25 protein-coding genes are annotated in these 22,333 nt (G+C 63.2%); 14 read left to right on the top strand and 11 right to left on the bottom strand.

Going from position 1 to position 22,333, the window contains the following annotated elements; translation table 11 throughout:
- Nucleotides 1-5 precede the first annotated feature (5 nt).
- The 3 genes from G8E10_RS08570 to G8E10_RS08560 form a co-directional block, all read right to left on the bottom strand.
- Nucleotides 6-1,001, bottom strand: coding sequence for an ABC transporter ATP-binding protein (locus G8E10_RS08570; protein WP_132665007.1), 996 nt, complete (start codon nucleotides 999-1,001; stop codon nucleotides 6-8).
- Between the two features lie 244 nt (nucleotides 1,002-1,245).
- Nucleotides 1,246-2,406, bottom strand: a complete 1,161-nt coding sequence (locus G8E10_RS08565) for an ABC transporter substrate-binding protein (RefSeq protein WP_110801567.1) — start codon at nucleotides 2,404-2,406, stop codon at nucleotides 1,246-1,248.
- Nucleotides 2,407-2,524: 118 nt separating this feature from the next.
- Nucleotides 2,525-3,436 (bottom strand): LysR family transcriptional regulator, encoded by a 912-nt coding sequence (locus tag G8E10_RS08560; protein ID WP_110801568.1) that lies wholly within the window; start codon nucleotides 3,434-3,436, stop codon nucleotides 2,525-2,527.
- Between the two features lie 114 nt (nucleotides 3,437-3,550).
- On the opposite strand from G8E10_RS08560, the gene G8E10_RS08555 reads away from it, so the two are divergent.
- The 3 genes from G8E10_RS08555 to G8E10_RS08545 all read left to right on the top strand — a co-directional run bounded on the left by G8E10_RS08555 (nucleotide 3,551) and on the right by G8E10_RS08545 (nucleotide 7,112).
- A complete protein-coding gene (locus tag G8E10_RS08555) occupies nucleotides 3,551-3,727 on the top strand; it encodes a DUF2256 domain-containing protein (protein ID WP_110801569.1) in 177 nt (58 codons plus the stop codon).
- 367 nt (nucleotides 3,728-4,094) lie between these two features.
- On the top strand, nucleotides 4,095-5,639 hold the full coding sequence (locus tag G8E10_RS08550; RefSeq protein WP_245420138.1) for a tetratricopeptide repeat-containing diguanylate cyclase: 1,545 nt from the start codon (nucleotides 4,095-4,097) through the stop codon (nucleotides 5,637-5,639).
- A gap of 159 nt (nucleotides 5,640-5,798) precedes the next feature.
- Nucleotides 5,799-7,112, top strand: a complete 1,314-nt coding sequence (locus tag G8E10_RS08545) for an MFS transporter (protein WP_110801728.1) — start codon at nucleotides 5,799-5,801, stop codon at nucleotides 7,110-7,112.
- 24 nt (nucleotides 7,113-7,136) lie between these two features.
- Here G8E10_RS08545 and G8E10_RS08540 read toward each other — a convergent pair whose 3' ends face one another.
- Nucleotides 7,137-7,706 carry a TetR/AcrR family transcriptional regulator gene (locus G8E10_RS08540; protein ID WP_110801571.1) on the bottom strand — a complete coding sequence of 190 codons (570 nt, stop codon included), beginning with the start codon at nucleotides 7,704-7,706 and terminating at the stop codon, nucleotides 7,137-7,139.
- A gap of 267 nt (nucleotides 7,707-7,973) precedes the next feature.
- Here G8E10_RS08540 and G8E10_RS08535 point away from each other — a divergent pair, with 267 nt between their 5' ends.
- From G8E10_RS08535 to G8E10_RS08525, 3 genes are all read left to right on the top strand, one after another.
- Complete coding sequence (locus G8E10_RS08535; RefSeq protein ID WP_110801572.1) at nucleotides 7,974-8,762, top strand: SDR family NAD(P)-dependent oxidoreductase; 789 nt, start codon at nucleotides 7,974-7,976, stop codon at nucleotides 8,760-8,762.
- Between the two features lie 37 nt (nucleotides 8,763-8,799).
- A complete protein-coding gene (gene acuI, locus G8E10_RS08530; RefSeq protein WP_110801573.1) occupies nucleotides 8,800-9,786 on the top strand; it encodes an acrylyl-CoA reductase (NADPH) in 987 nt (328 codons plus the stop codon).
- Nucleotides 9,787-10,237: 451 nt separating this feature from the next.
- Entirely contained in the window at nucleotides 10,238-10,828 is a 591-nt protein-coding gene (locus G8E10_RS08525; protein ID WP_110801574.1) for a TetR/AcrR family transcriptional regulator, read from the top strand.
- A 212-nt stretch (nucleotides 10,829-11,040) separates the two neighbouring features.
- On the opposite strand, the gene gnd is transcribed toward G8E10_RS08525, so the two are convergent.
- From gnd to G8E10_RS08510, 3 genes are all read right to left on the bottom strand, one after another.
- Nucleotides 11,041-12,051 carry a phosphogluconate dehydrogenase (NAD(+)-dependent, decarboxylating) gene (gene gnd / locus G8E10_RS08520; RefSeq protein ID WP_110801729.1) on the bottom strand — a complete coding sequence of 337 codons (1,011 nt, stop codon included), beginning with the start codon at nucleotides 12,049-12,051 and terminating at the stop codon, nucleotides 11,041-11,043.
- Nucleotides 12,052-12,158: 107 nt separating this feature from the next.
- The gene (locus G8E10_RS08515; RefSeq protein ID WP_110801575.1) at nucleotides 12,159-13,802 is read right to left on the bottom strand and encodes a Na+/H+ antiporter; all 1,644 of its coding nucleotides are present in this window, start codon (nucleotides 13,800-13,802) and stop codon (nucleotides 12,159-12,161) included.
- A 43-nt stretch (nucleotides 13,803-13,845) separates the two neighbouring features.
- The gene (locus G8E10_RS08510; RefSeq protein ID WP_110801576.1) at nucleotides 13,846-15,669 is read right to left on the bottom strand and encodes a glycoside hydrolase family 15 protein; all 1,824 of its coding nucleotides are present in this window, start codon (nucleotides 15,667-15,669) and stop codon (nucleotides 13,846-13,848) included.
- A gap of 150 nt (nucleotides 15,670-15,819) precedes the next feature.
- Between G8E10_RS08510 and G8E10_RS08505 the strand changes: the two genes are divergently transcribed.
- Both G8E10_RS08505 and G8E10_RS08500 read left to right on the top strand, forming a co-directional pair.
- The gene (locus tag G8E10_RS08505) at nucleotides 15,820-16,074 is read left to right on the top strand and encodes a type II toxin-antitoxin system Phd/YefM family antitoxin (protein ID WP_110801577.1); all 255 of its coding nucleotides are present in this window, start codon (nucleotides 15,820-15,822) and stop codon (nucleotides 16,072-16,074) included.
- Nucleotides 16,071-16,493: a type II toxin-antitoxin system VapC family toxin gene (locus G8E10_RS08500; RefSeq protein ID WP_110801578.1), complete on the top strand. Its 423-nt coding sequence runs from the start codon at nucleotides 16,071-16,073 to the stop codon at nucleotides 16,491-16,493. Before G8E10_RS08505 ends, G8E10_RS08500 begins: the two co-directional genes overlap by 4 nt.
- A 27-nt stretch (nucleotides 16,494-16,520) precedes the next feature.
- On the opposite strand, the gene G8E10_RS08495 is transcribed toward G8E10_RS08500, so the two are convergent.
- Nucleotides 16,521-16,844, bottom strand: a complete 324-nt coding sequence (locus tag G8E10_RS08495; RefSeq protein WP_110801579.1) for a hypothetical protein — start codon at nucleotides 16,842-16,844, stop codon at nucleotides 16,521-16,523.
- Nucleotides 16,845-16,923: 79 nt separating this feature from the next.
- A complete protein-coding gene (locus G8E10_RS08490) occupies nucleotides 16,924-17,514 on the bottom strand; it encodes a 3'-5' exonuclease (protein WP_110801580.1) in 591 nt (196 codons plus the stop codon).
- A gap of 133 nt (nucleotides 17,515-17,647) precedes the next feature.
- On the opposite strand from G8E10_RS08490, the gene G8E10_RS08485 reads away from it, so the two are divergent.
- From G8E10_RS08485 to G8E10_RS08470, 4 genes are all read left to right on the top strand, one after another.
- On the top strand, nucleotides 17,648-18,349 hold the full coding sequence (locus G8E10_RS08485; RefSeq protein ID WP_110801581.1) for a RibD family protein: 702 nt from the start codon (nucleotides 17,648-17,650) through the stop codon (nucleotides 18,347-18,349).
- A 16-nt stretch (nucleotides 18,350-18,365) separates the two neighbouring features.
- Nucleotides 18,366-19,259: a hypothetical protein gene (locus tag G8E10_RS08480; protein WP_422038588.1), complete on the top strand. Its 894-nt coding sequence runs from the start codon at nucleotides 18,366-18,368 to the stop codon at nucleotides 19,257-19,259.
- Between the two features lie 17 nt (nucleotides 19,260-19,276).
- Nucleotides 19,277-19,537, top strand: a complete 261-nt coding sequence (locus tag G8E10_RS08475) for a hypothetical protein (RefSeq protein ID WP_245507211.1) — start codon at nucleotides 19,277-19,279, stop codon at nucleotides 19,535-19,537.
- 69 nt (nucleotides 19,538-19,606) lie between these two features.
- On the top strand, nucleotides 19,607-19,903 hold the full coding sequence (locus G8E10_RS08470) for a PRC-barrel domain-containing protein (RefSeq protein ID WP_110801583.1): 297 nt from the start codon (nucleotides 19,607-19,609) through the stop codon (nucleotides 19,901-19,903).
- A gap of 74 nt (nucleotides 19,904-19,977) precedes the next feature.
- Here the strand turns inward: G8E10_RS08470 and G8E10_RS08465 are convergent, their stop codons facing one another.
- On the bottom strand, nucleotides 19,978-20,352 hold the full coding sequence (locus tag G8E10_RS08465; protein WP_092936553.1) for a hypothetical protein: 375 nt from the start codon (nucleotides 20,350-20,352) through the stop codon (nucleotides 19,978-19,980).
- A gap of 363 nt (nucleotides 20,353-20,715) precedes the next feature.
- Between G8E10_RS08465 and recX the strand changes: the two genes are divergently transcribed.
- On the top strand, nucleotides 20,716-21,297 hold the full coding sequence (recX, locus tag G8E10_RS08460) for a recombination regulator RecX (RefSeq protein WP_280953139.1): 582 nt from the start codon (nucleotides 20,716-20,718) through the stop codon (nucleotides 21,295-21,297).
- 216 nt (nucleotides 21,298-21,513) lie between these two features.
- Here recX and G8E10_RS08455 read toward each other — a convergent pair whose 3' ends face one another.
- A complete protein-coding gene (locus tag G8E10_RS08455) occupies nucleotides 21,514-21,735 on the bottom strand; it encodes a hypothetical protein (RefSeq protein ID WP_110801584.1) in 222 nt (73 codons plus the stop codon).
- A gap of 200 nt (nucleotides 21,736-21,935) precedes the next feature.
- Here G8E10_RS08455 and G8E10_RS08450 point away from each other — a divergent pair, with 200 nt between their 5' ends.
- Complete coding sequence (locus G8E10_RS08450; RefSeq protein WP_132665011.1) at nucleotides 21,936-22,295, top strand: hypothetical protein; 360 nt, start codon at nucleotides 21,936-21,938, stop codon at nucleotides 22,293-22,295.
- Nucleotides 22,296-22,333: the final 38 nt, after the last annotated feature.

Genomic DNA, 22,333 nt, shown 5'->3' with positions numbered 1-22,333 from the left:
CGCCATCAGGCTTCCTCCATCACGTGGAGGTCCTGCCGGTTGAAGGCGAGCGTCACCGGTTCGCCGGCGGCGGGTATGGGCGTTCCGGCCGGAAGCGAGGCGACGATGCGCTCGCCGCCGCAATCGAGCGTCAGCCGGTTGATGGGCCCCAGAAAGCTTGTGGCGATCGGTACGCCGGTGAGGCCGAGTTGGCCATCGGTTGGCGTTCCCAAGAGGAGCGACTCCGGGCGCAGGCTGGCGGCAGGGGCATCGAAACCGAGCTGCCGGCATTGCGCACGGGAGAGAACATTGGAGGAGCCGACGAAATCGGCAACGAAACGCGTCTTCGGACGGCGGTAGATCTCTTCCGGCGTCCCCACCTGCCGCACCTTGCCCTCATGAAACACAGCGACCCGGTCGGCCATGGACAGGGCTTCGCTCTGGTCGTGGGTGACGAAGATGAAGGTGAGGCCGAGCGTCTTCTGCAGGGTCTTCAGCTCCTCCTGCATCTGCTCGCGCAGTTTCAGGTCCAGTGCACCCAGGGGTTCATCGAGCAGCAGTACGCGCGGCCGGTTGACGAGCGCGCGGGCAAGGGCCACGCGCTGGCGCTGGCCGCCGGAGAGCTGACCGGGTTTGCGCACGCCGTAGCCCGGCAGTGCGACCATCGCTAGCGCCTCTTCCGCCGCCCGCCGCCGCTCCGTCTTACCCATCCCCTTCACCATCAGCCCGTAGGCCACATTGTCGAGGATGGAGAGATGCGGAAACAGCGCGTAGTCCTGAAAGACCGTGTTGACGTTGCGCCGGTAGGGCGGCACGCCTTCCGCGGTCTCACCGAAGATTTCGATATGGCCGGATGTCGGTTGTTCGAAGCCCGCAACGAGCCGCAGGCAGGTCGTCTTGCCGGAGCCGGAGGGCCCGAGCATGGCAAAGAACTCGCCTTCCGCAACCGCGAGATCGACGCCATCGACGGCGCGCACGCTGCCGAAATGGCGCGAAACGTTTTCGAAGAGGATGGCGGTCATGGGATGTCCTGTTGGGGCTGAGGGTGTCATGGATATCATGATTGCAACCAGAGGCGCCCCTCATCCCGGCTGCCGCCACCTTCTCCCCGCCTGCGTGGAGAAGGGACTCGTGGCATGGCATTCGCCACACATCAAAGCACCGGGCAGGCCACATCCCCTCTCCCCGATTGGCAGGAGAGGGCTAGGGTGAGGGGCAGAGGAACCCGCTCGCGCTTATAGAAGCAGCGTTTGAAAACGCCGCGACCTACCGCCCGCCGATGACGCCGATATAGTCCGACACCCAGCGGTGATAGGGCACGCACTCGCTCTGGCTGGCGCATTTGGCGACCGGCGTCTTCCAGAACTTCACCTTCTCGAAGTTCTCGTATCCATTGGTCTTGCAGCCTTCGTCGGTCAGCAGCGCATTGCCCTTGCAGGCCGCACCGACGGAGGGGTTGGCGCCGAACCAGGCGGACACGTCGCCCTGCACCTTGGGCGAGAGCGAATGCTCCATCCACATATAGGCGCAGTTCGGGTGAGCGCTCTCGGACGAGAGCATCGTCGTGTCGGCCCAGCCGGTCGTGCCTTCCTCCGGGAACACGGCGGCGATCGGCTGCTTCTCTGCCGTCAGCAGGTTGACCTGAAACGGCCAGGAGCCCGAAGCCACGACGCCTTCGTTCTTGAAGTCGTCGATCTGGATCATGGCATCGTGCCAGTAGCGGCCGACGAGCGTGCGCTGGACGCGCAGGATGTCGAGAGCCGCCTTGTACTGTTCCTCGTTGAGCTCGTAGGGGTCCTTGATGCCGAGTTCCGGCTTGTGCGCCATCAGGTAGTTGGCGGCATCCGCCACATGGATCGGACCGTCATAGGCCTGGACGCGGCCCTTGTTGGACTTGCCGTCCGGCAGGGTCATCTCCTCGAAGACGACCTTCCAGCTCTTCGGCGCCTCGCCCTTGAAGGCTTCGGTGTTGTACATCAGCACGTTAGGACCCCAGACATAGGGCGTGCCGTAATGGGTGCCCTTGACCGTGTGCCAGGGGGCATCCTGCATGCGCGTGTCCAGCGTCTTCCAGCTGGGAATGAGGTCGGTGTTGATCGGCTGCACGCGCTTGCCGGCCACGAGCCGGAGCGAGGCATCGCCCGATGCGGTGACGAGGTCGAAGCCGCCTTCGTTCATCAGCGCGACCATCTCGTCGGATGTCGCGGCGGTCTTTACGGAGACCTTGCAGCCGCTCGATTTCTCGAAGTCGGTGACCCAGTCATAGGCCTTGTCGGTCTCGCCCCGCTCGATATAGCCGGCCCAGGCTACGATCGACAGCTCGCCTTCACCCGTGCCGAGCGCCTTCAAAGGCTCCTGCGCAATGGCGGACGTGGCGAACGCAAGCGAGAGGGCAAGGGTGGTGCAGGACTTCAGAATCTTGATCATCTGTGGTCTCCCGGTTCGGCCGTTGTTCGGCTCGTCTGTTCCCGAAACGAAAGGTGCCGCGCTTCCGCCGCATTCGCAAATTCATTAAACAGATAGCCGGTATCGGTTTTACCGATATCTAGCTGCGTCCGCGGCTGCTGCGCAGGGTTTCCACCACGCCGATGAAATCGCGCGCGGACTGGGGCAGGCTCGATCCCTTTCGCCACACCATGCCGACCTGCACCACGGGCAGGGCGCCGGAGACGTCGCGGCTCTCGATCCGGTCGCCTTCCAGCGACCAGGGCCGGTAGACGAGATCGGGGAGAAGGGCGATGCCGGCCCCGGTCGCAACGAGGCTGCGCACGGCTTCCACCGAGCGGGTCCGGAAGGCTACATGCGGACGGGCGCCGAGGGCTGTGAGCAGCTTGCCGGTATTTTCCTCGATCTCGTCCACGGTCAGCATGATCAGAGGTTCCTGTGCGACGTCCGAGATGGAGATGATATCGGCCGAGACGAGCCGGTGGCCGAGGGGCAGCCAGAGCCTGTAGGGCGACGTCTCGATGATCTCCGCCTGCAGCGCCATGCGATCGCGCAGGTTGGAGATGACCATGACGGCGACATCGAGTTCTCCGCCGACGAGAAGGTGTTCGAGATAGGAGCCATTGTCCTCGATGGCGCTGACATCGACGGAAGGGAAGGCGCGTCGATAGCGCGCCAGAAGGTCCGACAGGACATAGCCCGCCACCAGCGACGTCACGCCGAGATTGAGCTTGCCGGTTCCGGTTTCCGGAGCATGGGCGAACGAGCGGCGGGCATCCTGAACGCCTGCTAGGATCTTTGTCGCATGGCGCAGGAACTGATGGCCGTTATGGGTGATATGCAGGCCGCGCGGATGCCGGTCGAAGAGCGCGACGCCGAGATCGCTTTCGAGCTCCTTGATCGCCTCGGTGATCGAGGATTGCGAGATCGACAGGTTCTGTGCCGCCCGGGTGACGGACCCCTGTTCGGCAACGGCAACGAAGAACTGAAGCTGACGGAGCGTGAAGGCCATCTCGCATTTATCGAGATGTCATCGCATGTTGGCAAGTCCCGCCGTCGTCGGGACGGTGTGGGGGCGCTCGACATGCCGCTTGACGGCGCGCGTTCGTGCCACAGGTTCCAGCCCATGAAGGAACCGCGCTATACAAAATCCGACCTTCCGCAAAAGACCTGTGCCGCTTGCGGCAGGCCGTTCGCTTGGCGAAAGAAGTGGGCGCGCGATTGGGAGAACGTCAAGACGTGCTCCGAGCGTTGCAAGGGTGCGCTGCGGCGGAAGAATTCGACAGGCGGCTATACTGCGTGATATCGGCGCCATCACGAAAGCATAATCAAGCGCTACGTCACGAAGAAATCCATTGAATGAGGTCGAACTATCGAATGTTCGGGCGTTTTGCTGCGCTGCACGAATTATATTATAGTTTACTATGCTATCGATGGCGCTCACTTTATACTTTTTCATTATTGATAATTTTATAATTGTGTAACAGGATTTACGCATCCTCTGCAGAGCTCTTAAAGCTGAAATCTGGATCGCGCATGTGATTCCTTCCCAAAGTAAAAGTCTGGACGCCAATGCCGATCTCCAGGCATTGGACGATGCGTGGCGGCTTGGATGCTCGGGCCGGTCGAGCCTTGCCCTTGAGATTTCGCTGTCCGTTCATGAGGCATCTTTGCTCCGTAACGATCTGCCGTTGACGGCGCGCAGCGCGCAGGACATCGCATGGTACTGCTTCCAGATCGGCAAGCCCGAGATGGGCCTTCACTACGCCTCCCAGGCGGCGGCTGGTTGGCGAGACCTGGAGCAGCCCGCGCTTGAGGCCCAGGCCCTGAGTATTCACGCTTGGCTTCACCTTGAACTCGGACAGATGGAGGAAGCGGTCACACTGGCGGCGGAGGCCCTCGATATTGCCGACCACAGCGGCGACCTGCGGTCGCGCTCACTCGCCATCAATGTCACCGGCGTCATCTTCTGGATGTCCCGGCAACCGCCCCTGGCCATCGACTATTGCGGCCGGGCGGTCGCACTGGCGCGGGAGGCCGGCGACGCGAGTTTTGAGTGCTGGTGGCTGATCAATCTCGGCGGCTCTCATGCGGAGGCCGCCTATCTCGCTTTGGAAATGGGAGACCGGGCGTCTTTCGATGCCGCCATCGGCCCGGCGATCGACGCGACCCGAAGCGCTTACAGCCTTGCCCAGTCCCTCGGTGACGGCTGGGCGGAGCGTCTTTGTCTCGGCAACCTTGCAGAATACTTCAATGCGGCCGAAGACTTCATCGGCGCGGAACAGTTCCTGGCGCATTTTCGCGCTATCACGAGCGAGGACGACGCGCGAGGCGAGGGGCACTATCTCGATATTCTCGGGCGGACGCTCGTTTCGCTGAAGCGCTACGAGGAGGCGCTGGTGCCCCTGCAGCATGCATATGCGCTCGCAACCGTGAACGGCAATGTCGAAACCTTGATGTTTGCCTGCCTCTACCTTTCCAAGGCGCATGAACATCTCGGCGCTTTCGAGCAGGCGCTCGACTTCCACAAGCGCTATCACAGCCTCCACCAGCAGTTCACGGCCGAGCGGACGCAGCGCAATGCGCGCCTCGCCGATATCCGCTACGAGACCAAGAAGCTGAGGATGTTGCTCGACACGGAGGCAGGACGCACGGCCGAGATCGCCCGGTCATTCGAGGCGCTGCAGCAACAGACGACCATTCTGACGGCGGCGGCGAACACCGATCCCCTGACGGGCCTCGGCAACCGTCGCCGCCTGGAGGCCATGCTGGATACGGTCGATGCGTCGTGCGACGTCTACGCATTGGCCATCCTCGACGTCGATCACTTCAAGACGATCAACGATACCCACTCGCACATCATCGGCGATCGCGTGCTGATCGCGCTCGGCGCATTGATCAAGGCCTCGGCGCGCGGATCGGACCTTGCCGTCCGCTTCGGCGGCGAGGAGTTCGTCGTGCTGATGGTCGGCGTGACGTCCGCGCAGGCGAAGAGAGCGGGCGAACGCATCCGCCTGAAGGTCGCTCGCCACGACTGGTCTGCGGTCGCGGCCGGGCTCGCGGTGACGATCAGCATCGGCATCGCCGTGTCTGGCGAAGGCGACGACGCACCGGAGATCCTGCAGATCGCCGATCGCAATCTCTATCGCGCCAAGCAGGCCGGCCGGAACAAGGTCGTCGCATCCGGTGACGCCTCGCCCGTTCCCGAGCGCTGATGGCAGAACGGCGGTGGAAAATGCGCGCGCGGACGGTCGTGCCACCGCAGCCGCACTATACTCCCCGGCAGGCTCGTCTATAGATTCCCGCATGAAGGCGCAGGTCTGTCGGATTGAGGCCGGGACGGTGATGTGCGCGACGAGGATGGGGATGGCGAGATGGCGTCGATGACGATGGACGAAGCGCTGGATCGTGCCGGCACGGGTCGGTTCCAGCGCAGGCTGCTCGGCGTGTTCGGTCTCGTGTGGACGGCCGACGCCATGCAGGTGCTGGCCGTGGGCTTCACCGCCGCATCCATCGCGGCAACCTTCGAACTGACCGTGCCGCAGGCGCTGCAGACCGGCACCTTGTTCTTCCTCGGAATGCTCATCGGCGCCGTCGTCTTCGGGCGGCTCGCGGATCGTTGGGGGCGTCGGCGCGTGCTTCTGCTCACCGTCGCCTGTGACGCCGTCTTCGGGACGCTCTCGATTTTCGCGCCGGACTTCACGAGCCTGCTCGCCTTGCGGTTCCTCACCGGCATCGCCGTCGGGGGCACGCTGCCGGTCGATTACGCCATGATGGCGGAGTTCCTGCCGGCGCGAAACCGCGGTCGCTGGCTCGTCATGCTGGAAGGGTTCTGGGCCGTGGGCACGCTGGCGATCGCGCTCGCCGCTTGGGCGGCAAGCGTCGCCGGCGTGGCGGATGCCTGGCGCTACATCTTTGCAGTCACGGCGCTGCCCGCCATCATCGGCGTCGGCCTGCGCATCTTCGTGCCGGAATCGCCCTACTATCTTCTGCGTGCAGGCCGGACCGAAGAAGCGAAAGCCATCGTCAACCGCATGCTGGTGATGCATGGCAAGCCTGCTCTCACGGCCGGCGAACAGCTGGTCGCGGCACCGAAAACGGCGTCCGAAGGCGTCTTCTCGCCACCCCTGCGCCGCCGCAGCCTGCTGATCCTCGCCGTCTGGTTTCTGGTCTCCGTTTCCTATTACGGCATCTTTACCTGGATGCCGGCGCGCCTTGCGAGCGAGGGCTTCGGCTTCGTGCGCGGCTATGGCTTCCTGGTGTTCGTAGCGCTGGCGCAGATCCCCGGCTATGCGCTCGCCGCCTTCGGCGTGGAGCGGTGGGGACGGCGGCCGACGCTCATCGGCTTCTGCCTTCTCTCCGCACTCGGCTGCCTGCTCTTCGTCCTGTCCCCGGACAATCTCCTGATCGGGGCGTCGCTGCTCGTGATGAGCTTCGCGCTGCTTGGAACATGGGGTGCGCTCTATGCCTTCACCCCGGAACTCTACCCCACGGCCTCTCGTGCGACCGGCATGGGTGCCGCAGGCGCGGTCGCGCGGCTCGGTGGTCTCATCGCTCCGACGCTGATGACCTTCGTCGTGACCTTCGGGGTCGGTGTGGCGGTCGGGCTCTTTGCAGCCCTCCTGGTCTGCGCGGCTTTCGCAGCCCGTCTGATCGATGCGGAGACGCGGCAGGCGTCGCTCGCCTGAAGCGTTATCGGCAAAGCAGTCCCGTCAGGACGCCTCGGCCTCGGCAACCCCGCCCTCTGCCTTGATCCAGGCACGCGTTTCCCGCAGCACCTCGTCGGAAAGCTCAGGGTCGACGATGGCGCGAGAGAGGATGATCGCGCCGACCATCGCGGCCCAGCTGCCGATGACGGCTCGTCGCATTTCAGGACTCGTGTCGCCATCCTCCGCCCGGCTCATGCGCGCGATCTGCGTCTGCAGGCCCTCCGTGATCGCGGCTCGCGCCGCGGTGCCCTGATGACGGCTTTCGGCGCTCAAGCCGGCGATCGGGCAGCCGGCGCCCGGATTGTCGCGATGACGCGGGGTGAGATACTGATCGAGATAGGTCGAGATATCCTGCGTATCATCCGCCTGCGCGCGGAAGGTGCTGGCCAAGGCCTGGGCCACCAGATCGTCTTTCGACGTGAAATGGCCGTAGAACCCGCCATGGGTGAGGCCGGCGGCCTTCATCACCTCGGAGACGGTGACCGCTTCGAAACCCTTTTCCCGGAACAGCCTGCTGGCCGCATCCAGAATCCGCAGGCGGTTTTCCGCCATCTGTTCCCGACTGACCTTCATGTCGATCGTCTCCCAAGCCCTTGCCGCACATCGCCGTGCCGGCAGCAATCATGATTGTTGTCATCATTGTAAAGCTTGCAACCTGCGAAGGCAATGGCCGGCCTGCGGTGCTTCCAACCGCATGTCCCGCCAAGCACCTGGTCGGCACGGACACCAAACCGGCATTCTTCCGAATAAAGCCGTTGACAGTTTCATGATGATCATCATAAATAATCCGCAGATGACCACCGTCATCATTAGAACCTATTCGCAAAGCGAGAGTGCATCTTGTCCAAACTCCCAGCAGTTCTCATCACCGGCGCATCCACCGGTATCGGCGAAGTCTATGCCGAGCGTTTTGCCCGACGCGGCCATGACCTCGTTCTTGTCGCTCGCAACAAGACCCGGCTCGATGCCGTCGCGGCGCGGCTGATCCAGGAAACCGGCGTCGCCATCGATATCCTTCAGGCCGACCTTACCCTCGTGTCCGACCTCGAAATCGTCGAGGCGCGTCTCCGCGACGACACGACGATCGGCGTGCTGATCAACAATGCCGGCGGCAATCTGCGTGGCGGCTTCCTCACCCAGAGCCCGGACGACGTGGCCCGGCTGGTGACTTTGAACACGACCGCCGTCGTTCGTCTGGCCAGCGCCGTCGCACCGCGTTTTGCCGAAGCCGGTACGGGCGCCATCGTCAATATTTCGTCGGTCGTGGGTCTTGCACCCGAATTCGCCATGTCGGTCTATGGCGCCACCAAGGCTTTCGTCACCTTCCTGTCGCAGGGCCTCAGCGTCGAGCTCGGTCCGAAGGGCGTCTATGTCCAGGCCGTACTGCCCGCCGCCACCCGCACCGAGATCTGGGAGCATTCCGGCATCGACGTCAACACGATGAGCGGCGTCATGGAAGTCGCCGAACTGGTCGATGCCGCGCTCGTCGGCTATGATCGCCGCGAAGCCGTGACCATCCCGCCGCTACCCGATGCTGGTCAGTGGGAGACCTATCAGACGGCACGTCAGGCGATGCTTCCGAACACCCGGCAGGAGCATGCTGCCGAGCGCTACCGCACCGCCGGCTAAGGCGCAGGCTGACATTGTCTTCAACAGGAAAACCAAAATGACATTCAAAGCTCTGCTCACCACAAAGGATGGTGACGTGTTTTCCACGAGGGTCGTTGACCTCACCGAAGCCGACCTGATGGACGGCGACGTGACGGTGGATGTGGATTATTCCACCGTGAACTACAAGGACGGGATGGCGATCACCGGTCGCGTTCCGGTCATCGAGCGCTTCCCGCTCGTGCCGGGCATCGATCTTGCCGGAACGGTATCGGCATCGTCGCATCCCGATTTCAAGGTTGGCGACCGCGTCGTCGCCAATGGCTGGGGCCTAAGCCAGAGCCATCATGGCGGCTTCGCCCAGAAGGCCCGGCTGAACGGTGATTGGCTGGTCAAGCTTCCCGACACGCTGTCGACCAAAGATGCCATGGCCATCGGTACGGCCGGTTATACCGCCATGCTCTCCGTACTGGCGCTCGAACACGGCGGCATCACCCCCGACAAGGGCGATGTTCTCGTGACCGGCGCCAATGGCGGCGTCGGATCGGTCGCCATCACCCTCCTGTCCGGCCTCGGATATCGCGTCGTTGCGTCCACCGGACGCCTTGAGGAAGAAGCCTATCTCCGGGAACTCGGGGCAGCCGATGTCATCGACCGCAAGACGCTTTCGGAGCCGGGTGCGCCCGTCGCGACACCGCGCTGGGCCGGGGCGATCGACAGTGTCGGCAGCCACACTTTGGTGAATGTGCTGGCGCAGACGAAGTACCGCGGCGTCGTCACGGCCTGCGGCCTGGCTCAGGGCCGCGACCTCCCGGCCACGGTTCTGCCGTTCATCTTGCGGAACATTACGCTTGCCGGTATCGACTCGGTCAACGCTCCGCAGGCTGTGCGACTTCAAGCCTGGGAGCGCCTTGGGCGCGATCTGGATCTGAAGAAGCTTGCGCGGACGACGACTGTCATCGGATTGGAGCAGGTGCCGGCTGTCGCCGAGAGCATTCTGGGCGGGCATGTTCAGGGCCGCACGGTCGTGGACGTCAATCTGTAAGTCAGACGGCCGGCCTTTTCGGGGCCGGCATTCAAAAACGACAAAGGCCGCGTGTCGACGACGACGCGCGGCCTTTGTTCGTTTGGGATCGTTGAATGATCTCATGGCCTCGCAGACGACCTACCGCCCCTCGATCGCATGTTTCGCGGCAGAGTCATGTGCGGAGTCCGGGGTGGGGATGACGCCGAAGACATTCACGTTGAAGAGCGCCTTGGACTGGGCGATGGAGGGTTCCTCTACGCCGCGGAACTGCCGACGCCTCTTGATCGTCCGGCTGGTTCCGAAAACGACAAAGCCAGCACAGGCAAGGCCTTCGGCGGTGGCGTCGCCAACCCCCAGGATGCACCCGTCACGATGACCGTCCCGGATTTCAGCGCCGGATGCTGTTGTCTTATCGGATTTTATTGATATTATTATGGTCATAATTTTATAGCTATATGAGGGACGCGTCATGCGATATGAAAAAGGCCGGAAGGATGCCTCGCGCCGCCGGATCATGGATGTTGCCGTCGAGCGGTTCCGCACGGATGGCATCGCAGGCTCCGGCCTTGCGACGATCATGAAGGATGCCGGGCTTACGAACGGGGCTTTCTATCCGCACTTTCCTTCCAAGGCCGATCTGGTTCGCGAAACGGTGTCGGATGCCCTGAGCCAGCAGGCCACGTGGCTGCGCGGTGTGCTGGACGAAGGCGGCCTCGACCGGATCGTTAATATCTATCTCTCGCCCGATCACCGCGACGAGCCGGGGAAGGGTTGCGCCTCGGCAGCACTCCTTCCGGAGCTTTCCCGGCAGCCGGAGGAAACGCGCGGTATGTATGCCGAGCAATCCCACGTCCTCGTGCTTCAGCTTGCGCACGCACTTCCGGCGGATGTCGAGAACAGGGAAGATGTGGCGACGGCGATCTTCGCTTTGCTGATCGGAACGCTGCAGCTCTCACGCGCCGTCGATGCCAAGGTCTCGGATCGCATCCTGCAGGCTGGGAAAGACGCGATCGGCGTTCTGGTCGGCCGTTCGCGCACGTCCGCCCCTGAAGTGGAATAACCTCGAGCTCCTCACGAAAACCGTGCGAAGCATCGCCCTCTTATACGCATAAAGCCCTATCGAAGGGCGCAGCAAACCGGAGATAACGCGTCAAAGCCTTGGTCGAAACGGGACGCGCCAAGGGCAAGGTCGTGATCAAGATCGGATATCCGCTCAAGAAGATCGTAGCGGGTTGGGGATGCCTTACCCGCTACGGTCGATTCCAGCGACGATCAGCTCTTCGGCTTCTCGTGATGACCGCCGAAGGCAAAGCGCATGGCGGACAGCAGCTTGTCGCCGAACTCGGCTTCGCCCTGCGAGGTGAAGCGCTGGTAGAGCGCAGACGAAAGAACAGGCACGGGCACACCGGTGTCGATCGCCGCCTTGACCGTCCAGCGGCCCTCGCCGGAGTCCGACACCCGGCCGCTGAAACCGGCAAGCTCCGGGTCCGTCTTCAGCGCGCCGGCCGTGAGATCGAGCAGCCAGGAGCTGACGACGCTGCCATGGCGCCACACTTCGGCGATGGCGGCGAGATCGAGATCGAACTGGTAGTATTTCGGCTGCTGCAGCGGGCTGGTTTCCGCATCGGCAGCGCGATCGGCCTTGCCGGAATTCGCCGCTTTCAGAAGGTTCATGCCCTCCGCATATGCTGCCATCATGCCGTATTCGATGCCGTTATGGACCATCTTGACGAAGTGGCCGGAGCCGCTCGGTCCGCAATGCAGATAGCCGCGATCCGCGGTCTTCATGTTTTCGCTGACGTCGGCGGGATCGATATCGCCGCCCGGCGCGAGCGTCGCGAAGATGGGGTCGAGGTGGCGCACGGCATCGTCCGGTCCGCCGATCATCAGGCAATAGCCGCGATCGAGACCCCAGACGCCGCCGCTCGTTCCCACGTCCACATAGTTTAGCGACCGGGCCGAGAGGCGCTCGGCGCGATCGACATCGTCGTGGTAGAAGGAGTTGCCTCCGTCGATGATGATGTCACCGGGCACCATATGGGCTGCCACGCGCTCGAGGTTCTCATCGGTGATCGCCGCCGGCAGCATCAGCCATACTGCGGCCGGCTTTGCGAGCTTCGACACCAGCTCGTCCACAGAGGCGGCACCCACGGCGCCTTCCGCAACAAGTGCTGCGACACTCGCCGGGTTGATGTCGTAGACGACGCATTCATGGCCCCCGCGCAGCAGGCGGCGCACCATATTGGCGCCCATCCTGCCCAGTCCCATCATTCCGATCTGCATTGGATTGAAACCTTCCTGCTTCTGTCGCCGGTTGCTGGCGGCAGGTTTAATGTAGGCCGTTTCGGGTCCGAGGGAACCTCCCGCCGGCGATGGTTCGCGTGCTTCCGTCATGTCGCGGAACTCAGGCGCGCCTCCGTCAGGTCGATCTCGCGCACGATCCGGCGCGCCATCTCGTCCGGTAGCTTGCGCGCGCGGGCCATTTTGAGAATCTGGTCGCGCTCTGCGCGGGCGCCGGCAAGCCGCAGGATCCGCTCGATCTCCTCCACCTTGCGGATCTGGTCGTTCTCGTCGCCCGAGCGAGAGCGCCCGTCGATGCGCTGGCGATAGACCTCCATCAGGCGCGTACCGACATCGGCATAGAGATCGGCATCGTTCCGGCCGTTGCCGAGACGATGTTGCGTGGCTTCGATGGCCTTGATCGCGGCTTCCGCAGCGGCGATGCGGGCATCGTCCTCCTCGCGCTGATGGGAGGGCTCGGGCGGCAGTTCGAGATCCTGCAGCAGCGCCGGCAGCGCGATGCTCGCCGCCACCAGCGAGACGATGATCACGCCGGCTGCCAGAAAGATCACGAGATCACGGGCGGGGAAGGGCGCACCGTCGTTCATGACCAGCGGCAGAGTCAGAATACCGGCGAGCGTGATCGCGCCCCGCACACCCGCGACCGAGATCGCGATGACGAGACGCCAGCTCGGCTTGTGGATCACCTCTCCACGACGGGCCGCCTTGAACAGGGTGAAGCGCAGCGACACCCAGACCCAGGCCAGTCTGAGGCCTGCGAGTGCCAGCGTGATGGCGACGACGTAGTAGCCGAGCCAGATCGGGTGCAGGTGACCGGTGTCGCTGACGATGCGTGCCGCGCCCGAGGCGATGCCCGGAAGCTGTTCGCCGAGCAGCACGAAGATGATGCCGTTCATCGTGAACTGGACCGTATCCCACACGGCGGCGCGGCGTACACGGGTGACGGCGAGCACCTTGCCGCGCTGCTCCTCGTAGCTCATGGCGATGCCGGCAGCGACGGCGGCGAGAATGCCGGAGCAATGCAGGTGCTCCGCCAGCAGATAGGCACCGAAGGGAATGAGGATGCTGATGAGGATCTGCGAGCCGGTCTCCTCGCCAAGCTTGCGCGAGACGATGTCCTTGGCGCGCGTCACCAGCCATGTCACTCCGAGACCGATGGCAACGCCGCCGATCGCAAGCCACAGGAACGTCAGCACCGCCTCGCCGGCCGAAAACGTGCCGGTGAGCGTGGCGGCCACCGCAAAGCGCATGCAGACGAGGCCGGAGGCATCGTTGAGGAGCGATTCCCCTTCGAGGATATGCATCACCCGCTTGGGAATTGGTACCCGGGCCGTGATCGCGGAGACGGCGATCGGGTCGGTCGGCGAGAGGATGGCGGCGAGGGCGAAGGCGACGGGAAGTGGGATCGCCGGCACCATCCAGTTGATGAAGAAGCCGATGCCGAGAACCGTGAAGATGACGAGCCCGAGTGCAAGCTCCAGAATTGTGGCTTTGTCGTGCAAGAGCCCTTGCTTGGGAATGCGCCAGCCGTCGAGAAACAGCAGTGGCGGCAGGAAAAGCAGGAAGAACAGCGTCGGCTCCAGCGTGATCGCGGAACCCGTAACCGTGGCCAGCAACGCACCGAGCCCGATCTGCACGAGCGGTACCGGCACGGCGATCGGCGACATCCGCGCCAGCATGCCGCTGATCACCACGGCCAGCAACAGGAACAGGGAGATCGTCACGCCTTCCATGATGGTCCTTTCATCCGTCGCAAGGTTCGTTCGTCCTTCAAGGTCAGGCGCCCAACCCGACCGTGACGTCAGGCGTGCCATCCGACCGGTCGTCGGCCGGGCCCTTGCGCCGCGATAGATTGAGCGCCGTGTTGATGACGCCGATATGGCTGAAGGCCTGCGGGAAGTTTCCGAGCAGGCGCTTGTCCTTCGGGTCGTACTCCTCGGAGAGAAGCCCGACATCGTTGGAAAGCGCCAGCAGGCGTTTGAACAGCGCCTCTGCATCCGCCCGACGGCCGATAAGGTCGAGCGCATCGGCGAGCCAGAAGGAGCAGGCAAGGAACACGCCTTCGTCCGACGGCAGCCCGTCATCGGTCTCGCCGGTGCGGTAGCGAAGGACGAAGCCGTCGCTGGTCAGATGACGTTCGATGGCCTCCACCGTGCCGACATAGCGCGGATCGTCGGGCGGCAGGAAGCCGACCATGCCGATCTGCAACACGCTCGCATCCAGCGCTTTCGAGCCATAGGCCTGAACGAAGCTGTTGAGCGCGGGATCGAAGGCCTTGGCGCAGACCTCTGCATGGATCTCGTCGGCGACCTTGCGCCAGCGGCGGGAAGCGTCGTGCTCTCCCGCCTCTTCTGCCATCAGCGCCACTCGGTCGAAGGCGACCCAGGCCATGACCTTGGAATAGGTGAAGTGCTGTCGCTCGCCGCGAACTTCCCAGATGCCCTCGTCCGGATCGCGCCAGACGCGCTCCAGAAACGGCATGAGGACATCGCCGATCTCAGCCCCGCGGGGGTGACGCGCAAGGCCACCCTTGGAGGCCTGCATCAGCGCGTCGGCGACCTCGCCATAGACGTCGAGCTGGAACTGTTCGGAGGCGGCATTGCCGATGCGCACCGGCTGCGAGCCCTCGTAACCCGCAAGCCATGGGGCTTCCCATTCCCGGAGATTGCGCTCGCCCGCCACGCCATACATGATCTGCATCTGCTCGGGAGCGCCCGCCACCGCGCGCAGCAGCCAGTTCCGCCAGGCGCTCGCTTCTTCGTAGTAGCCGAGCTTCATCAGGGCCAGAAGCGTCAGCGTCGCATCGCGAAGCCAGCAATAGCGGTAGTCCCAGTTGCGCGTGCCACCCAGTTTCTCCGGCAGCGACGTGGTAACGGCGGCCACGATGCCGCCGGTCGGCATGTAGGTCAGGGCCTTCAGCGTGATCAGCGATCGCTTGACCGGCCCCGTCCACCCGTCGACATCGGGGCAACGCCCGGTGAACTCGCGCCAGAAGCTCTCCGTTGCTTCCAACGCGGCTTCCGCATCCACCGGCTTCGGCCGTGGCAGATAGGAAGAGCAGAAGGTCAGCGCGAAGGTCAGCCGATCGCCCTTTTGAACGGTAAACGCGCCTGTCACGCGGCTGTCATCGCCGGTGAGCGGAACGGCCGAATGCAGGATCAGCATATCCGGTCCCGCAACCGCCGTGATGACGTCCTCCTCCTCGAACGACATCCAGGGCACGGTCTGCCCGTAATCGAAACGCGCCATGAACTCGAAATCGAAGGCAATGGTGCCCTCTATGCCCTCAACGATGCGGATGATGTTGCTCGACCCGTCCCGGAGCGGCATGAAATCGTGGATGACGGCCTTGCCCGTTGCCGTCTCGAACGTCGTCTCGAGGATCAGCGTATCCTCGCGGTAGGCGCGCCGCGTCCGGAAAGCGCCGTCTGCCGGTGCGATCTTCCACCGGCCGTTCGTCTCGTCGCCGAGAAGGGCCGCGAGGCAGGCTGGCGAATCGAAGCGGGGCAGGCAGAGCCAGTCGATCGAGCCGTTTCTCCCCACCATCGCTGCGGTCTCGCAATCGCCGATGAGCGCATAATCCTCGATCCTTGTCGACATTCGACATCCTCCGGCAGCTCATGCTCGTCAGGCCAGCCTTGCGGATGGCCCGAGCGGTGACACCGCTAAAGCATTGAAGCGGAGAGGTCGAGCGTTGCGATTCTCGCGGATCTGTCTTATATGTAGGTACGTTTCTACATCGAGGTCCCCATGAAGCACACCCGACTTTCGAGCCGCGAACTCAATCACGATGTGAGCAGCGCCAAAAAGGCGGCGCTGAAGGGGCCGGTCGTTATCACCGACCGGGGGCGCCCGTCGCATGTGCTGATGACTTACGAATCCTATGAACGCCTGACCGGCAAGCGCCGCAGCCTCGTCGATGCTCTCTCCATGCCGGGCCTGTCGGATATCGATTTCGACACGCCACGCGCAAACATCGCGGGTCGCGACGTGGATCTGTCTTGAAATATCTCCTCGATACCAACGTCATTTCGGAACTGCGGAAGCTCGGTGACGGCAAGGCGGATGAAAACGTGGCGGACTGGGTTCGGGGGCAGGACCCCGACGATCTCTGCCTGTCCGCCATCACCATTCTGGAGCTGGAACGCGGCGTGCTCGGCGTCCAGCGCCGCGATCCGGCGCAAGGCGCGCGGTTGCGCACATGGCTCGATCATCACGTGCGGACGGGGTTCTCTGGAAGAATCCTCGCCATCGACGATGCGATCGCGACCCGCTGCGCGCATCTCCACATTCCCGATCGGCGCAACGAGGCGGACGCCCTGATCGCTGCCACGGGTCTCGTCCATGGCCTCTCCGTCGTCACACGCAACATCCGCGACTTCGAAGGCACCGGCGTCGTCGTGATCGATCCCTGGCGCGGGTGAGATGCATCGTCGATAGACACGGACGCGTCAGTAGTTGCCCCCATCGCCGCCATCCGGCTGGTGGGCCGGCAAGGCCGGCTCGGGATCGACGGTCGGTTGAAGGTTTCGCAGCATCTCTGCCGCGTGGCGAAGCCCGCGCTGCCAGTCGTCCGCTGTCAGCTGCTCCGCACCGGAAGACACGCGTTCCAGCCCGGTCGCATCCCCTTCATCGACGATGCTCTGTTGCGCGCGAAGATCCCGGATCTGGCGTAGGGCCGCGTCGATCAAGCGCGTGACATCCCGGTGTTCCAACGTCTCCACATCGTTCGACGCCGTTACCAACTCGACGATCAGTTCGTTCACCGTCTCCATCCCATCGTCCTTTCCGGGGCACACCCCGTTCGCAGTCTTGAAATGTGATCATCCCGCGGTTCACAGAAGGCCCGAAATCTCAGGCCTTTCGGCACCGGCAGGCATCGTAACCTCCGGCAAACAGCCGGCCGGCCTGCATGCCGATTCTCAGCGGCACATCCCTGACATGGGCAACTTGCAGTGCAATGGCCATGGCGATCGACGCTTCTGCGCAGATCGCCGCGTCTTCCCCAGCATTGTGGTGCCGGAAGGTAAGGCCGAGGTGGCCGGCCAGAATGTTCAGGCGATGGGAGCCGAGATGCGGCCACACCCGCTGCGCCATCTTGACCGAACAAAGATAGGAGAGATCAGGATAGCTCTGCCGGTAGAGATCGAGGCAGGCGCGCCAGACGCTGAAGTCGAAGGATGCGTTGTGCGCGATCATCGTCGCGCCCCTAAAGTCGTCGGCAAACTCGTCCATGACCTCGGGAAATTCCCCGGCATCTTCCACATGCTCCGGCTGGATGCCATGGATGGCGACGTTGAAGGAGGAGAAGCGCATGTCCCGCGGGCGGATGAGACGTTCCTCGACCCGCACGACCCGCCCATCCTCGATCCACGCAAGCCCGACCGAGCAGGCGCTGCCGCGTTGCTCGTTGGCTGTTTCGAAATCGATGGCGATCGTCTTCACGTCCGGTATCCGTCTGCCGTTTCCCTCCCGGCATACTGGCTGAAGCGTGATTTGGCAAAGGGAGAGACCATGGTGCGCGGCAGCTCCAGCCCTATCTAAGGTGAGGAGACCTCATCGAAAGGACCATCGCGCCATGAAACCCCACGTCATTTGCTTGATGATCACCTCGCCGGACGGCAGCCTGCACCCAAGCCGCTGGACGAAGAGCCCAGATGGTGAGCGGTCCGACTGGACGGCGCTTTACGAAAAGATTCACACGGAACATGCCGGCAATGCCTGGATGGTCGGGCGGGTGACGATGGCGGAGATGTCGAAGGCAAAGGCCCACCCGCCGACGGAACCCGTGGACGTCGCGCGCCCACACCACTTCGCCCGGCCGGGCGCTTCAACCTTCGCCATCGCACTCGACCCCAGTGGCAAGCTGCATTTCTCAGGCGACGAGCTTTTCGGCGATCATATCGTCGTGCTGCTCGGTCCCGATGTGCCCGACAGCCATCTGGCGGAACTGGCCGGCGACGGCGTTTCCTATGTCGTTTCGGACAAGAAGGCGCTCGACCTTCACGCCATGCTGACACTGCTCGGGCAGGAACTCGGCATCACCCGCATCCTGCTGGAAGGTGGGGCGAGCGTGAACGGGTCGATGCTGGCGGCGGGGCTCGTCGATGAGATCAGCCTCGTCATCGCACCGGCGCTGGAAGGCCGCGCCGACAGCGACCGGGTCATTGCATTCGGAGAAGAGGGTCTCGCGGGCAAGGTCGAGCTGTCTCTGAAATCCTGCGACGTCCTCGCACACGGCGCCATCCACGTCCGTTACGACGTGCGTATGCCGAGCTGAGGCGATAGGAGCGGGGATGGAGCCGATGGCCGTCAAGCCGCTGGAGAGCGAGCCGGATTCTCGTCCTGAACCGGACGATGAGGCCGCGCTCGGCGGCGTGGTCTCGTTTCCCTATGACCGGATGACGGTCGACCAGTTCCGGCATCGCTTTCCCCGTGCCCGCTGGCGCGACGACATCAAGGCGTGGTGGGTGCCGGGAAAGACGGCATCTCGCCGGATCGGGCGGTGGCTGGCGGAACAGGAGGCCGAAGCGGATGCGCATGCCGATGCCCGCGGACGCGACGCCTTCGCCTTCGATCCGATCGTCAGCCCCTATCTCGAGATCGGGCGGGCCGGCTTCCAGATCCGCACGCCCTACTCGAAAACGGTGGTCGAGGAGCTGCGGGAGATCCGGTTCGCACGTTGGGATGGGGATTTGCGCCTCTGGCATGTCCCCTTTCGCTCGTTCGAAGATCTGCGCAGCCACTGGCCCGCCATCGAGGCGGCAGCGCGCCGCAACGAGCCGGCCGAGCGGGCGCGGCGCGCGGAAGAGCGAAAGGGCACCGAAGACGACGTGAAATCCAAGGCCCGCTCCACCGAGCGCCGGAAGCATCGTTATCCCTTGCTGCCTGACGATCTACCGCCGCCCGACGTGCCCGTGGCGATCTCCTACGGCATCGTGGTCTTCACCGAGATCACCGGCGAACTGGTCGATCCTGCTGCCGTCTCGGATTTTTACCCGGGTGCGACGGAAAACCATGTCTGGGGCCTCTGGCGGGCGCCGTCCCTCGATGAGCTGCTTTCGACATGGCCGGCAAAAGCGATCCCGGACCCGCCGGGCGACTGGTGGATGCCGACGATCGAGGAACTGAGGCCGGCGCGACGCGCCGCCCGGGTTCGCGAGGGTAGCGACACGGTGCGCAGGCGATGAATGCGGACGAAGCAAAGGTGGCGTTCGAACAGGCTCTCGCGCGGCTGCCGAGCGGCTACATCGAAGGTGTGTTCGAAGGCCGGCCGTGGGGCGCGACCATTCGCCGATCCATCGATCATCGCCGCGTCTGGCTGTTTGCACGGGACCTCAGGGGCAATGACATCGTCAGCTTCAACCTCTACCGAACCACGTCCGGCAGCCCCGTTCTGAAGCCTTGTGAAATGTCATCGGACAAGGTCACAGCCTTTGTCATCGGTTTCAAACCCGCTGCCGAATGAGCTTCCGCCCGGGAACAAACATTGCAAGCAAGGGGTTACGGTTGGACAACAATCAAGGAGGACCATTCAATGGATCATACCAACCACGTTCGCCTTTCGCCCACCGAGCTGACCCCGGCTGTCTTGGAAGGCGCGACGATTTACGGCGCGGATGACCACAAGGTCGGCAAGCTCGACCATATTCATGGCACGGGCGCCAGCGGCAAAGCGATCATCGACGTCGGTGGTTTCCTCGGAATTGGAGCGAAACCGGTTGCCGTTTCCTTGAGCGATCTCCAGTTCATGCGCGACGAAGACGGTGACGTACACGCCGTGACGACCTGGACTAAGGATCAGCTCAAGGACATGCCTGAGCACCGCGATTGATCACGTCTGAATTTCGATTTTGAAAGCCCGGCCCCCGTGCCGGGCTTTTGGATGTCTAGGATACCCGAAAGGGCTTACACGTCGAGAACATCGACGAAAGCGTCGGGAAAGTTCTTCCGTGCGAGGGGCTCGTTGAGCTTCAGTAGCGCCTGATAGGATGCCGGATCGAAATCGCGTTCGGCCGGCAGGAGCTCGCGTCCGAACAGGCGGGACAGGCGTTCGCCATCCAGATTTCCGCGCTCGAAAGGCTCGGTGCCGAAATAGTGCCAGAGCGAATGCACGAAAGCGGTATCGGCAAGTCCGACCGACTTGTCGAGTGTCGGATGCCGGCGCCATTGCCCGAGAACGGTCACTTTCGAATTCGCTCTGCGAAGCGTGAACTGCCACTGCGTTCCCGACAATCCGGCCGGAAAGCCGCGGTGTTTGGTCATTTCCGGAACTTTTGCCATGCGTCCATCTCTTCCGGCACGGAGGCCGGTCTCCTGTCACGTTTCGAAACATACGTTCGGCGATCGCCCCGGACATCCGGGGGCCTCATCGAAGGCATCTCGCCGGTCCATAGCACAGGGAAGCCCGTGGGAAAACGCGTTCTTAACAGTCCGCTTGTTAGGCCGGTATGGCCGTATCATAGGTAGTTTCAAGCAAAGATGGGCGTATTCCGGACCACGATGTCATCGACGGTCTTTGACATAAGTGAGCCCTCTGCGGTTTATGGAAAGGATCGCAACAGGGAATTTTGCAGGCCGGCTTGCAAGGAATAGATTGGTGGAACGTGCCGTTCACGTCCGCTTTTAAATCGAGGAAGACATCAGGTGCTGGATTCCGACAAGGACGGACGTGATGAAAACGAGGAGGCCGTGCCCTCTCCTGTTCCCACGCCTCGCATGCTGTCCTGGGCCCGCAACTCGGCGGCCTATCGGCTGGGCAAGCGGATGCATACCGAGAAGCAATTGGCCGACGCCATCGCCCGCAAGGCGCGCGAGAAATTCGAGGGGATCAGCGACGAGCAGGTGGCGGCCCTCTCAGCCTTCGCGGTCGCCTTCGGTTATGACAACAAGGCGCTCGACGACGTTGCCTATGCGGATGTTGCGACGCGCTCCGGCCAGCAGAGTGGACGCTCCCGACGGGCGATCTCGCAGCGGCTCGTCGTCAAGGGCATCGATCGCGAGACGGCAACGGCGGCTGTTGCCGACGTGGACGACCTCAAGGCTGCGATCATCCTTGCCCGCAAGCGAGCCTTCGGTCCATTCCGCAAGGAGGCACTGGACGATAAGCGCAAGATGAAGGAGCTTTCCGCTTTCGCCCGCGGCGGCTTCGGTTTCGAGATCGGCCGCAGGGTCTACGACATGACGCGCGACGAGGCGGAAGCGATTCTGAGCGGCGATACTCTGTGACGTCTCTGCATCCGACGTATGGCGACATGCTGCGTGGAGGTCGTGATGGAAAAACCATGCGCGGCGCTGAAACAATTGCTAGCCGGTCATTCGCCGGTGAAGTCCATGTCAGCGCCGCGCTTATGGTCTGAAAAGAGAATGCTCGGCGACGTTCTCTGTTCCATGAATCGGCGTCACCCTGATCTCGGCAGGGAGACGCTATCGAAGGACTGTGCCTCAGGTATCCGACATGGAGGGAAGATGGAGTTCCACCTCGCGGCGCTCCTTGTCGCTCATGGGCTCGACCTTTTCCTTCCAGAAGGCATCCGCCTCTGGCGCATCGTGTTCCCAAGCTCGCGTGCTGACGATGTTGTCGTCCACCTTCGCCTTGCGGCGGCCGCCGAGCGCCAGATATTCCTCGGCAATCTTCTTGGATGGTGTCGTGGTCTTGTCTTCCATGATGCGATCCTCTTGACGTTTGGCGCCTGTCGAGCCCCTTGTGCCGGTCTCTCGCGCAAACGACCAATGGAACACTGCGAAAGAAGCCGTTAACGGACGTGGCTGTGGTGATAACAGACGGCCTGTCGATTCGTTCCGGTATGATGGGCATCGCAGGATCGGGAAAGTCGATGCTTGTTCGCGAGCATGAGGAGAGACACGTGATCGTAAAAGAGATCAGCGGCGAGGTGGACGGTCGGTATGCCCGCATCGATGGCGAACTCGTTCCGCTCGTCTCCAACGTCTGGGTGAAGGGCACCACTTATGCCAACCCGTTCACGCCGCCTCTCCACGACGTGGGAAACCCCAAAGACCGGGAATTTTTGGTGGTCGTCCTGCAGAAGCATCGGGTTGTCCTCACCGATGACCGTGCGGACCGTGATGCGGATGGTTTGGTCGTCTCCGTGACGCGAGAACAACACCTCGGTCTCTACGCGATCGAGAATCCGGCTTACGCACCAGCCTCCGGGCTTTCCTTCACACTCGGGCCATTGATCGCGCATCTGACGGTGTCGGCATGAGCCGGCGTCCTTGTCTTCCCGCGGTTTCGATCCATATC

It is taken from the genome of Ferranicluibacter rubi (assembly GCF_011603255.1).
Taxonomy (GTDB): domain Bacteria; phylum Pseudomonadota; class Alphaproteobacteria; order Rhizobiales; family Rhizobiaceae; genus Ferranicluibacter; species Ferranicluibacter rubi.
Note: the sequence above shows the minus strand (reverse complement) of the source record. Positions and strands in the feature narration are given on the sequence as shown.